Raw genomic sequence first — 11,874 nt, 5'->3', positions numbered from 1 at the left:
CCTTGCCGGGAGCGGAGGATTGCTGCTCGATCCGGATAAGGCGGGTGCGGCACGTCTCCTACTGTTCCTGCGAAATCGGTTGTGCAGGAGGCGGATATGGACAGTCAAGACGGTTCCCGGTCGGTGCTGGTCGTGGGTGCGGGGATTGCGGGTCTGACGGCGGCCATCGCGTTGGCGCGCACGGGGTGGCGGGTGGAGGTTGCCGAGGCCCATCCGGATCGATCGACCGCGGGGTGGGGCTTGTGTCTGACCGGCCCGTCGCTGCGGGCGCTCGCGGAACTGGGCCTGGTCGACGCGTGTCTGTCCGAAGGCTATGGGATGAGCGCGATTATCCATGTCGACGTCGAGGGCAGGTCTGCCGAGCAGGTGGAACTGCCGCGGCTGATCGGCGAGCAGCGACCGGCGATGCTCGGCATCTCCCGTGCTGCGCTGCACCGCATTCTGTACATGAATGCTGAACGGCGCGGGGCGGCGATCCATCACGGCTCGACCGTGACGGCGGTGCGGCAGGCGGCTGGCCGGGTCGAGGTGCGGATGTCGGACGGCACGGACCGCCGGGTCGCGCTGCTGGTCGGTGCGGACGGAATTCGCTCGTCGGTGCGCGAGCTGCTCGGTCTGCGGACCTCGATCGACTACCTGGGCCAGATGGTGTGGCGGGCGCTGGTGCCGCGTCCGCTGTGGGCCAACGGTATTCACCAGTTCGCCGGGCCGCTCGATACCGCGGGGCTCGTGCCCATCTCGGATCGCCTGGCGTATGTGTTCCTGACCGAGAACGGGGTGCCGCCGAGCGTCCTGCCCGAGGCCGAACTCGCGCAGCGACTGGCTGAGCTGCTGGCAGTCTTCCCGGGCCGGGTCACGCAGCTCCGGCCTCTGGTGTCCGCGTCCGATTCGGTCGTGCGCCGCCCGGTCCGGACCGCCGTGCTGACCGGCGCGTGGCACCGCGGGAACGGTGTCGTCATCGGCGACGCCGCGCACGCCCCGGCTCCGCAAATGGCCAGCGGCGCAGCGCTTGCCATCGAGGACGGCTTGGTGGCGGCCGAAGAACTGACTCGGCATGCGACGGTCGGCGCCGGGCTGGCGGCCTTCGTCGACCGGCGTGCGTCACGGTGCCGTGCGCTGGTCCACACCTCGGTGACGATCTCGGGTTTGGAGCAGCAGCAGCGCCACCACGAGGCATATCCGCTGATCGAGGCCGGTCACCGGCAGCTCGCCGAATCCGCGTGAGCCAACCCGCATGCACCGTCGTCATCGCGACCGCGCGCCAGGTGTTGGCATACTGATCGTCGGAGTCGGCCGCACCAGAGGTGGCGTGGGTCCTCCCGAGGGAGGTGAATGTTATGACTGCGCCGCTGCGCGATTTCCGCATCACGAGTTCGCGGAACCCGGTCGATCTGCTCAACGCGGCCACCCGTTTGTTCGGCGGATCGATCATCACCTCGCCCTTGGCCGACCTGCGCGAGGGTGAGCACGAGGTGCGCGGCGTCACCGCGCCCGATTTCGCGGTGGGTTACTTCGCCTCGCCGCTCGACGTGCGCGTCGACAGCGCGGCCGGGCGCCGGTCCTACTTCGTCAATATCGGTGTCTCCGGTGCGATCTCGGCATCGCGCGCAAGACTGCGTGCGGTCCTCGACTCGTCGACGGCGGGAGTGGTGAATCCCGGTGACACCCAAGAGTTGCGTCCGCTGGGAAGCGCGACGCGATTTCTGGGCCTGCGGATCGACGCCGCGCTGGTCGACCAGGAACTCACCGCCCTGACCGGACACCCGCCGCTGTCGACGGTGCGGTTCGACTTCGCCCTCGATCTGGGCAAGCCGAAGGGACAGGCGGTGCGGCTGCTCGTGTATTCGCTACTGGCGCAGTTGGACTCGGGTGATCCGCTGTTCCAGCGCGTGGAACTGCAACGCAGTCAGTTACGGAGCATCGTCACCGCACTGCTGCTGGCTCAACCGCATTCGCACACCGGCGAATTGCTGGACGGTCCGCAGCCCGCATATCCCCGCGCATTGCGCGCGGCGCTGGCGTTCATCGAAGCGAACCTCACCGAGCAGCTCGGCCTCCGCGAGATCGCCGCGGCCGCCGACTGCAGCCCGCGGACCCTCACCGGCGCCTTTCGCGACCGGATCGGCGTGACGCCCATGGCGTACATCCGCAACCTGCGCCTCGAACGGATCCGCGCGGACATCCTCGGGTCCACCGACCAAGTCGGCGCGATCGCCTACCGATGGGGGATAGCTCATCTCGGCCGGTTCGCCGGCGACTACCGGGACCGCTTCGGCGAACTGCCGTCCGACACCGCGGCCCGTCGGTAACCGACCCCGCCACGGGTCAGCTGGCTCGTTGGCGGTCTCCACCGAACTGGCTTGGAACGTTGCGCATTTCGGCAGGCACCCCCTTTCCTTCGTTTCCATACAAGTGACATAATACAGTTGACTTGGAAAGGGGTATCGAAAGATGACGAGTCGACCAGGGGTGTTCGCCACTCCCGAGCTGGAAGCAGAATATTTCGCGGCCTACGACGCGGTGATGACGTTTTGGCCGGTACCGGCCGAGACGGTAGATCTTCCGGGTCGGTACGGAACGACACGAGTCACGTCCGCAGGTTCGACCGCGGCGCCGTCGCTGGTCCTGCTCCATGGATACAGCGGGACGGCCGGAATGTGGTATCCGGTCATCGGTTCGCTGGCCGAGGAGCATCACGTGCTGGCCGTCGACACCATCGGCGAGCCGGGCCGCAGTCGACACACCGGCGCGGCCGTGAACAGCATGGACGATCTCGTGGACTGGCTCGCGGAAACGTTCGATCTGCTCGGGCTACGCGCCGCCGACCTGTGCGGCCAGTCGCTGGGCGGGCACCTCGCGTTCCGGTTCGCGCTCGCCCATCCCGAGCGGGTTCGGCGACTGGTCCTGCTCGATCCGCCGCTGGTCTTCGCCGGGCTCAGCCCCGAGTTCGAGGAGTTGGGTCGCAACCGCGACCCGCACCCTACGTTCGAGGATGCCCGCGCGATGCTCGCACCGGGCCCTCCCGGCAGCGGGCCCGCGCACGTGGAGGCGTACCTCGACCTGCTCGCGCGCGGAGCCGCGCACTTCCCGGCCTCGCCGATCGTTCATCCCCACCTGCCGGACGGGCTGCCGCACCTGCCGGTCCCGACCCTCGTCGCCCTGGCCGGGGCGAGCCAGGTGCACGATTCGGTGGCGGCCGCGGAGGTCGCGCGGCGTGCCGGGGCGCGCACGGTGATTCTCCCCGGTGCGGGGCACGGCCTCCTGGCCGACGTCGAACCTGTTCGCAGCCTCGTCCTCGAACACCTCCGGCAGACAGACCCACGCACCTGAGACCGCGACAGTGAACTCCGAACAGGGCCGGAGGGCACAGCGGCTGTGCACGCCCGCGTCGGCCACGCGTGCAATGTCCGGCGAAACACGTTGGCGTGTGCGAACTTCGAGCGACCCGCGAGTGTGGGCTGCCCTTCGGCCCGTCCCGAAGCCGGCGATTCCCATTCGGTCGGACGGCGACCGAGGGCGATCCCCGATGCCTCGGCGCAGGCGAGCATGCCCCGTTTGTTTGGCGTGGCGGGGTGTGGGTAGCTCGTCGGCGAGCCCTTTCGTGTTGCCGGGCTCACGCTGGTCGCCGCCGCGTCCGCCTGCACGGGCGCGGCGGCGCACCGCTGACTGAAGTGGGATTCCCGCGAGCGCGGAGTCCCATCAGCTCCAGGGCGAGCATGACCGTCCGGACGTCCAGGTGAACGAGTGACTAGTGGCGGACACTCAAGCAGGCGACCCGCGCGCCTGCCATGCCCGCGTTGCCGTCGGTGGTGTCGGTTCGCTTCTCGTGCAAGACGATCGAGGCGGGCTGTCCCTTGCGGAAGGGCCATTCGACGGTGGCGATCTGCGCGGCCTTGCCGTCCTTGTCGGTGGTGAAGTCGAGCCAGAGTTCGTTCTGCGGGTTGGCATATCGGGCGTCCATGGACATGGTGTCCTTGGCGTTCGGGTCTTGCACATTCTGGTAGTGGAAACCGGAATCAGCCGGCTTGGCGCCACACGGCTTCAGGTGCGCGTGCGAGCCGTAGACGCGGTTGGGGAGCAGCCCGCTGACGAGCAGGACGGCCGTGGTCTTCTCGTCATCGTTGACGGCGACGACCATGGCACGACTGCCGGCGGGGGCTAGCTTCTGGTCGTAGGTGACGGCGACGGCGCCGTCCCGCCAGGGCTCGAAAGTCCCTGAGGAATAGATGGGTTCGGCGGCGCTCGCCGGCGCCGCAGGAATCAACAGAGCGGCGGCAATGACGCCGAAAAGCAGCGGCTTGTAGTTCATGCGACAAGGCTCCGCCGTGGTGACAAACCACGTCAATGCACTCATGTGGGGAATGCCCGCGTCGGCCGGTCCGCGGGTAGGGCTATCGCGGTAGTACCGGCGCGATCGATTGACCGATCAGATCCATCCGCCGGCACGGTGGGCAGTACACTTAGTTCAATACTTGAACAAAATAGGAATGAATATGGCGAAGCCGACTGCTGTGGACAAGTTCTCGTTCGGGTTGTGGACCGTGGGCTGGCAGGGGAGGGATCCGTTCGGAGACGCCACCCGGCCGGAATTGGACGCGGTCGAGGCGGTGCATCGGCTCGCTGAGCTCGGGGCCTACGGCCTGAGCTTCCACGACGACGACCTGTTCCCGTTCGGGTGTACCGCCGCCGAACGGCAGCGTCGCATCGACCGGCTACGCACGGCGCTGGCCGACACCGGAATGGTCGTGCCGATGGTCACCACCAACCTGTTCACTCATCCGGTATTCAAGGACGGCGGCTTCACCAGCAACGACCGCAGTGTGCGCAGGTTCGCGCTGCGCAAGGTGCTGCACAACGTCGAGCTGGCCGCCGACATCGGTGCGCGGACCTACGTGCTGTGGGGCGGTCGCGAGGGCGCGGAGTACGACAGCGCGAAGGACGTGCGGGCGGCGCTCGACCGCTATCGCGAAAGCCTGAACCTGCTCACCGAATTCGTGCGCGACCGCGGCTATGACCTGCGCTTCGCGCTGGAGCCCAAACCCAATGAGCCGCGCGGGGACATTCTGCTGCCGACCGTCGGGCACGCGCTCGCGTTCATCACCACCCTCGACCATTCCGAGCTGGTCGGCGTGAATCCCGAAGTGGGGCACGAACAGATGGCGGGATTGAACTTCGCGCACGGGATCGCGCAGGCGCTGTGGCAGGGCAAGCTGTTCCACATCGATCTCAACGGCCAGCGTGGCATCAAGTACGACCAGGACCTGGTATTCGGCCACGGCGACCTGATGAACGCCTTCGGTCTGGTCGATCTGCTGGAGAACGGCGGCCCCGACGGCGCACCTGCCTACGACGGTCCGCGCCATTTCGACTACAAACCCTCTCGCACCGAAGACATTGCCGGAGTGTGGGATTCGGCGGCCGCCAATATGCGCACCTACCTCCTGCTGAAGGAGCGCGCCAGCGCCTTCCGGGCGGATCCCGAAGTACAGCAGGCACTGTCGGTAGCAGGCGTCGCCGATCTGCGCACCCCGACGCTGGCCGCGGGGGAGGGGTACGCACAGCTGCTGGCGGATCCCGCTACGGCCGACTTCGATCCTGCTCGTGCCGGAGCGCGCGGGTACGGGTTCGTCCGGTTGAACCAGCTGGCGTTGGAACATCTGCTGGGCGCGCGGTGAACGGGCGACACCGGTCGCCGGGGATCGAATCCGCGACCCGCTCACGGTATCTCGGGCGATGAGCTCGCGGCCCGGCCCGGCCCACTTGCGGCAGGTGCGCACCGAAAATCTGCGGGCGGTGCTGCTGGCCGTGCTCGACGGCCCGGCCTCGCGGGCGGAGCTCGCCAAGCGCACCGGCCGGACCAAGGCCACAGTTGCCAGCATCGTGGAACCGCTACTGCGGCAACGGATTCTGACCGAGGACCCGGTGGTCAACACCGGCCGTGGCCGGCCGTCACGGCCGTTGCGCTTTTCGGCGGCTGCTCCCGTGGCGATCGGCGCGGAGATCAACGTGTCCCACCTCGGGGTCACCGTGCAGCGACTGGACGGGTCCACCGTGCTCGAACGACATCTCGACCTCGACAACCGGCACCGCGAGACCGAGGATCTAATCGAGCGGCTGGCCGTGCTCGTCCGCGCGGCGATGACGGAATCGGGGGCGGAACTGCTGGGCGTCGGGCTGGCCGTGCCCGGCCTCGTCCGCGACGGAACGGTCCTGGACGCCCCGAACGTGCCCGGCCTCAACGGAATCCGGATCGGTGACCGCTTGGCCGCCGCGCTCGGAGAAGCCGCGGTGGCGGTGGACAACGAAGCCAATCTCGCCGCCCTCGCGCACGTGTGGCCGCACCGCCTGGTCGGCGACGACTTCGTCCACGTGTCCGGCGATGTCGGTATCGGCGCTGGAATCGTCATGGGCGGGAGCCTGTTTCGCGGGGGTGGCGGTTTCGCCGGTGAGCTCGGGCACGTCGTCGTCGAGCGCGGCGGCCGAGACTGCACGTGCGGCAGCCGCGGCTGCGTCGAGCAATACGCGGGCTTGGCGGCGATTCTCGCTGCCGCGGGCACGCCGGGACTCGCCACATTGCGCAGCGCCCTGGATCAGGGCGACACGCGCAGCCGTTCCGCCGTCGACCGCGCCGGATCGGCCCTGGGTACCGCGCTCGCGTCCTTGATCAACATCTGCGATGTCGCAACCGTCGTGCTCGGCGGCGGTTACGCAACGTTTTTCGACGATCTCGCGCCCGGGGTTCGCGCCGAACTCGATACCGGCGTCGTAGCGGCCGCCGATCGCCCGGTGACACTCACCGTCTCGCCGCTGGGACGCAACGCCGTCGTCCGCGGCGCCGCCGCGCTCATCACCCGCCGCAGTTGCCTCGAACCCGAACTCCTGCTGGCCGCGGCGCCGAGCCGGCCCTGACTCATCGAGGAATCGCTGTCAGTTGCGACGGCTGTACCGAGGTCATGGATCCAGCGTCGCGGCGCGATGGGCGGATCGACCATCCGCCGGTTTGCGGTTTCTACCCCGCCGGTCGGCGGTAGGCGGTCAGTCGCCGATGCGGGCGATGGTCTCGGCCACGCGCTCCAGATGCTCGGCCATCGCCGCCCGTGCCTGCTCGGGCGAGCCCGCCTCGATGGCCCGCACGATCGCCTCGTGTTCGCGATCGGAGTCGGCGCGACGATCCTGGGTGACATTGAGGAATTCGGACTGCGGGTCGAGCGCGCGGCGGGTGTCGGCGACGAAGGTCGTGAGCATGGCGTTTCCGCTCGCGGCCGCGATGGCCGTATGCAATTCGCCGTCGTGGCGCACCCATTCGCGAGCGTCGGTGGCGTCGGCCAGTTCGGTCAAGAGGGTGAACAGGTGGGCCAGCTGTTGCGGGGTGTGGCGTTCGGCGGCGTACCCGGCGGCGGGAATCTCGATGAGCCGGCGGGCCTCGATGAGATCCGTGGCCTGCACACCTGCGAAGGTCAGCCGCGGGCTCTCTTTCTTGGAGATCACGAAAGTGCCTCGGCCGGTGTGGGTTTCGGTGAGCCCCAGGGTGGCGCAGGCGTGCAGTGCCTCGCGCACCACGGGACGGCTCACGCCGAACTCCTTGGCCAGGGCGAGTTCGCCGGGCAGCCGGTCGCCGACCGCGTACTGCGTGCCCTGGATCAGGCTCTTGAGTCGCCGGAAGACCGCTTCCGTAGCGCCGATGCGCTGCACCTGTCCCTCGTCGACCGTCACGCGACCAAGTATCCAGAGCGGGTCATACGGCGTCAAAGTGGTCGGGCCACCGCATGTCGGGGGCGCGTTGACAGTACGTTGTGACCCGCGTTACTGTCTGCCTGTCTTACAGCCAGACAGGTTGGTGTCGCCACCGTCGCGGGCTGGATTCGGCCGAGGAAGGTTCCCATGCAGCACCACGACGAACTGCCGGCGCCCGACGCGTCGGCAGCCAAAGTCGACGTCGGCGATGCCGGCTATCACAAACAGCTCCGCAAACGCCATATGCAGATGATCGCCATCGGCGGATCCATCGGCACCGGCCTGTTCCTCGGCGCGAGCGGGCGTATGGCGCTGGCCGGCCCGTCGCTGGCGATCGTCTACATCGTGTGCGGCATCTTCACCTTCATGGTGGTGCGGGCGCTCGGCGAGCTGGTCATGTATCGGCCCTCCTCGGGAGCCTTCGTCTCCTACGCGCGGGAGTTCCTGGGCGAGCGCGGCGCCTACACCGTGGGGTGGCTGTACTTTTTGAACTGGTCGACCACGCTGGTCGCCGACATCACCGCGGTGGCGTTGTACGCGCACTTCTGGGCGATGTTCGTGCCGGTGCCGCAGTGGGTGCTGGCGCTCATCGCGCTGGCGGTGGTGGTCGCGCTCAACGTGGTTTCGGTGCGGCTGTTCGGCGAGCTGGAATTCTGGTTCGCGCTCATCAAGGTCGCGACCATCGTGATCTTCATGCTGGTCGCCGTGGGATTGATCGTCACCGGTACCTCGATCGACGGGAACGTCCCCGGTATCTCCACGATCACCGACAACGGCGGGCTGTTCCCCAAGGGCTTGGCCCCGATGCTGACCATTGCCCTGGGTGTGGTGTTCGCCTTCGGCGGTACCGAGCTGATCGGAGTCGCGGCGGGGGAGTCGGAGAATCCGAAGGCCGTGGTGCCGCGGGCGGTGAACTCGATCATGTGGCGGATCATCCTGTTCTACGCCGGCTCGGTCATCTTGTTCACGCTGTTGCTGCCGTGGACGGCGTACTCCGCCGGCGAGAGCCCGTTCGTCACGGTGATGAGCTCCATCGGTGTTCCGCATGCCGGCGACGTCATGAACCTGGTGGTGCTCACCGCCGCTATGTCGAGTCTGAACGCGGGACTGTATGCGACAGGGCGCACGCTGCGTTCGATGGCCGTGGCCGGCACCGCACCGCGCTTCGCGGCGCGGATGAACCGCCACGGCGTGCCCTACGGCGGCATTCTGATCACCAGTGTGGTCGGGATCGCCGGCGTCGTGTTGAATCTCGTGCTGCCGCACAAGGCTTTCGAGATCGTGCTGAACCTGGCGGGGCTGGGCATCGTCGGCACCTGGGTGTCGATCATGGTGTGCCACTGGATCTTTGTGCGCCGAGCCGAACGCGGCGAGTATGTGCGGCCGTCCTTCCGGCTGCCGTTCGCTCCGGTGCTGAACATCGCCACCCTGGTGTTCCTGGCCGGTGTCGTGCTACTCATGTGCTTCGATGACGAGATCGGGCGGATCACCGTGGTGGCGTTCCTGGCTGTGGTGGTCGCGATGGTGGTCGGGTGGTTCCGGGTGCGAGGCAGGCTCGCCGCCGATGTGCTTGCGCCGGTGGATCGTTCATGAGTTCCGAGCGGGTCCGTGTAGGGATTCTCTATACCGGTGGGACCTTCGGGATGGTCGACGGTGGGGCCGGGATGCGGCCCCGCTCGGGTCTGGCGGCCGAGATCTCGGAGATGGTCGCCGAATTCGAGTCGGCAGCAGGGGTTTCCGTCGATGTCCGCTACCGCGAGTTCGATCAGGTTATCGACAGCGCGCTCGCCGAGGCGGGTACGGCGTGCCGCATCGCCGCGACGGTTCGAGCGGGTATCGCCTCGGATGAACCGGACGGCGTGATCGTCGTTCACGGCACCGACACCATGGCCTACATCGGCGCGCGGATGGCGTTCGAGTTGCGCGACAGTGCGATCCCGGTGGTGTTGACCGGGGCGCAGATTCCGCTCGGACAGCCGGGCAGTGACGCGCGCAGCAACCTGCACCTGGCGTTGGCGACAATCGTCGGGCAGCCCGCGCCGGGCACCTATCTGGCCTTCGGTTCCAGGCTGCATCCGGCGGTGCGGGCCTCCAAACGGGCGATCGAGGACTACGACGGTTTCACCACCATCGGCGAATGCACGCCGCCGCCGGTGCCGCCCGCGCTTCCGGTCCGGCACGGGACGGGTGCGCCGGTGGGTCTGCTCACCGTATTTCCCGGCCTGCACGCGGAGTTGCTGGACGCGGCTCTTCGGCATTACCGCGGCGGCCTGGTGCTCGAGTGCTACGGGGCGGGCACCGCGCCCGACCTGGCCGAGCCCGTTCGCGGCGCGACCGGACGTGGCACCCCGGTGGTTGTGATCAGTCAATGTGACAGTGGCTCAGTGGATCTCGGCCGATACCAACCCGGACGCGCACTACTCGACGCCGGTGCGCTGAGCGGCGGCGACATGACCAGGGAAGCGGCACTGGCCAAGCTCTCCTACCTCGTCGACCACGGATTCGGCGGTGTCGAGCTGCGGCACTGGATGGTGACGAACCTACTCGGTGAACTCGCGAATAACCCTGCCGCACCGGATGTCTCGTCCAGTGCGGCCGACAACGACTCGAACTCTTGGAGCTACCGGTGACCGACACTCGACTCGAAAGCGACTCCCTGGGCGCGGTGGCGGTGCCACGCGCGGCTTACTGGGGCGTCCACACCGCTCGCGCGCTGGAGAACTTCTCCGTCACCGGCGACCGCATCGGAAACTACCCGGCTCTGATCGTCGCACTCGCTTCGGTGAAACTCGCCGCCTGCCGCGCCAATCGTGAGCTGGGAGTGCTCGATGACCGCCGTGCCGCGGCGATCGAAAGCGCCTGTGCGGAAATACGCGCGGGCGAGTTGCACGATCAATTCCCGATCGACCCCATCCAGGGCGGGGCGGGCACCTCGACGAACATGAACGTCAACGAGGTCATTGCCAACCGTGCCCTCGAACTGCTCGGCCACGCCCGTGGCACCTACGGCGAACTGGATCCACTCGATCATGTGAACCTCGGTCAGTCGACCAACGACGTGTATCCGACCGCGGTGAATGTTGCGGTGGTGCGCCATATCCGGGATCTCGTCGCCGCGCTGCGCCGCCTCGCGGACGCCTTCGAGCAGAAGGCCGGCGAGTTCGCCGGTGTCATCAAAATGGGTCGCACGCAGTTGCAGGACGCGGTCCCCATGACCCTCGGACAGGAATTCGGCACCTTCGCGCTCATGGTGCGCGAGGACTGCCTGCGACTCGAAGAAGCCATCCCGCTGCTGTGCGAGAGCAATCTCGGCGGCACCGCGATCGGCACCGGAATCAACGGCCACCCAGGGTATTCCGCGCTCGCCTGCGCCTATCTGAGCGAGCTCACCGGCGAGGCGGTGACTCCGGCCGAGAACCTCATCGAGGCCACCCAGGACGCCGGGGCGTTCGTGCAGGTATCGGGCATCCTCAAGCGCGTCGCGGTGAAGCTGTCCAAGACCTGCAACGACCTGCGGCTCATGTCCTCCGGCCCGGTCACCGGTTTCGGTGAGATCCGTTTGCCCGCAAGGCAGGCCGGATCGTCGATCATGCCGGGCAAGGTCAACCCGGTGATTCCCGAACTGGTCAATCAGATCGCGTTCGAAGCCATCGGCAACGACCTGACCGTCACCATGGCCGCCGAAGCAGGTCAATTGCAGCTCAATGCCTTCGAGCCGATCATCGCCTACAGCCTGTTGAAGACGACCACCCATCTCATCGCCGCGGCCGACGCGCTGGCAACCAAATGCGTTTCCGGTATCACCGCCGACCAGGAGCACCTGGAAGCCGGTGTCCGCCGCTCGATCGGCATCGTCACCGCCCTCGCCCCGCACATCGGCTACGCCGCGAGCGCCGCCATCGCGAAACAGGCTCTGCTGACGGGGCAGTTCGTCGGCGATATCGCGGTCGAACTCGGCCTGCTCACCCCGGAGCAGGTCGCCGAACTCCTCGCCCCGCACCGCCTTGCCGGTCTGCCCACCCCGGTCGTCGAGGGTGAGGCATCGGTCTACTCCGTTCCGTAGCCCGGCATGCGTAGTCAACCCGCCGCTCGGCCGGGCTTGCCGAGCGGCGGGCCTTCCTGTGCGCTGCTCGACGCGAC

10 protein-coding genes are annotated in these 11,874 nt (G+C 67.8%); 8 read left to right on the top strand and 2 right to left on the bottom strand.

Annotated features, from left to right (window positions below):
* Positions 1-96: 96 nt before the first annotated feature.
* The 3 genes from NBRGI_RS16055 (at position 97) to NBRGI_RS16045 (ending at position 3,330) form a co-directional block, all read left to right on the top strand.
* Positions 97-1,224 (top strand): FAD-dependent oxidoreductase, encoded by a 1,128-nt coding sequence (locus NBRGI_RS16055; protein ID WP_029897089.1) that lies wholly within the window; start codon positions 97-99, stop codon positions 1,222-1,224.
* Between the two features lie 113 nt (positions 1,225-1,337).
* Positions 1,338-2,309 (top strand): helix-turn-helix transcriptional regulator, encoded by a 972-nt coding sequence (locus tag NBRGI_RS16050; RefSeq protein WP_029897087.1) that lies wholly within the window; start codon positions 1,338-1,340, stop codon positions 2,307-2,309.
* A gap of 142 nt (positions 2,310-2,451) precedes the next feature.
* On the top strand, positions 2,452-3,330 hold the full coding sequence (locus NBRGI_RS16045) for an alpha/beta fold hydrolase (protein WP_081878102.1): 879 nt from the start codon (positions 2,452-2,454) through the stop codon (positions 3,328-3,330).
* 418 nt (positions 3,331-3,748) lie between these two features.
* Here NBRGI_RS16045 and NBRGI_RS16040 read toward each other — a convergent pair whose 3' ends face one another.
* Positions 3,749-4,309, bottom strand: coding sequence for a hypothetical protein (locus NBRGI_RS16040; protein ID WP_029897083.1), 561 nt, complete (start codon positions 4,307-4,309; stop codon positions 3,749-3,751).
* Between the two features lie 184 nt (positions 4,310-4,493).
* Between NBRGI_RS16040 and xylA the strand changes: the two genes are divergently transcribed.
* Entirely contained in the window at positions 4,494-5,675 is a 1,182-nt protein-coding gene (xylA, locus tag NBRGI_RS16035) for a xylose isomerase (protein WP_029897081.1), read from the top strand.
* 58 nt (positions 5,676-5,733) lie between these two features.
* Positions 5,734-6,909 carry an ROK family protein gene (locus tag NBRGI_RS16030; RefSeq protein ID WP_029897079.1) on the top strand — a complete coding sequence of 392 codons (1,176 nt, stop codon included), beginning with the start codon at positions 5,734-5,736 and terminating at the stop codon, positions 6,907-6,909.
* Positions 6,910-7,035: 126 nt separating this feature from the next.
* Here NBRGI_RS16030 and NBRGI_RS16025 read toward each other — a convergent pair whose 3' ends face one another.
* A complete protein-coding gene (locus tag NBRGI_RS16025) occupies positions 7,036-7,713 on the bottom strand; it encodes a FadR/GntR family transcriptional regulator (RefSeq protein WP_029897077.1) in 678 nt (225 codons plus the stop codon).
* A gap of 168 nt (positions 7,714-7,881) precedes the next feature.
* On the opposite strand from NBRGI_RS16025, the gene NBRGI_RS16020 reads away from it, so the two are divergent.
* The 3 genes from NBRGI_RS16020 to NBRGI_RS16010 are packed head-to-tail and all read left to right on the top strand — an operon-like array spanning position 7,882 to position 11,797.
* Positions 7,882-9,327, top strand: a complete 1,446-nt coding sequence (locus tag NBRGI_RS16020) for an amino acid permease (RefSeq protein ID WP_029897075.1) — start codon at positions 7,882-7,884, stop codon at positions 9,325-9,327.
* Positions 9,324-10,364, top strand: a complete 1,041-nt coding sequence (locus tag NBRGI_RS16015; protein ID WP_081878101.1) for an asparaginase — start codon at positions 9,324-9,326, stop codon at positions 10,362-10,364. The genes NBRGI_RS16020 and NBRGI_RS16015 overlap by 4 nt, the downstream gene beginning before the upstream one ends.
* Entirely contained in the window at positions 10,361-11,797 is a 1,437-nt protein-coding gene (locus NBRGI_RS16010; RefSeq protein WP_029897072.1) for an aspartate ammonia-lyase, read from the top strand. The genes NBRGI_RS16015 and NBRGI_RS16010 overlap by 4 nt, the downstream gene beginning before the upstream one ends.
* Positions 11,798-11,874 lie beyond the last annotated feature (77 nt).

Origin of the sequence: Nocardia brasiliensis IFM 10847 (assembly GCF_000710915.1) — a bacterium.
GTDB classification, from domain to species: domain Bacteria; phylum Actinomycetota; class Actinomycetes; order Mycobacteriales; family Mycobacteriaceae; genus Nocardia; species Nocardia brasiliensis_A.
Note: the sequence above shows the minus strand (reverse complement) of the source record. Positions and strands in the feature narration are given on the sequence as shown.

Excerpts from the sequence above, each read along its gene's own strand:
- xylA (WP_029897081.1), top strand. The coding sequence starts at position 4,494 with ATGGCGAAGCCGACTGCTGTGGACAAGTTCTCGTTCGGGTTGTGGACC.
- NBRGI_RS16040 (WP_029897083.1), bottom strand. The coding sequence starts at position 4,309 with ATGAACTACAAGCCGCTGCTTTTCGGCGTCATTGCCGCCGCTCTGTTG.
- NBRGI_RS16020 (WP_029897075.1), top strand. The coding sequence starts at position 7,882 with ATGCAGCACCACGACGAACTGCCGGCGCCCGACGCGTCGGCAGCCAAA.
- NBRGI_RS16045 (WP_081878102.1), top strand. The coding sequence starts at position 2,452 with ATGACGAGTCGACCAGGGGTGTTCGCCACTCCCGAGCTGGAAGCAGAA.
- NBRGI_RS16030 (WP_029897079.1), top strand. The coding sequence starts at position 5,734 with ATGAGCTCGCGGCCCGGCCCGGCCCACTTGCGGCAGGTGCGCACCGAA.
- NBRGI_RS16055 (WP_029897089.1), top strand. The coding sequence starts at position 97 with ATGGACAGTCAAGACGGTTCCCGGTCGGTGCTGGTCGTGGGTGCGGGG.
- NBRGI_RS16015 (WP_081878101.1), top strand. The coding sequence starts at position 9,324 with ATGAGTTCCGAGCGGGTCCGTGTAGGGATTCTCTATACCGGTGGGACC.
- NBRGI_RS16050 (WP_029897087.1), top strand. The coding sequence starts at position 1,338 with ATGACTGCGCCGCTGCGCGATTTCCGCATCACGAGTTCGCGGAACCCG.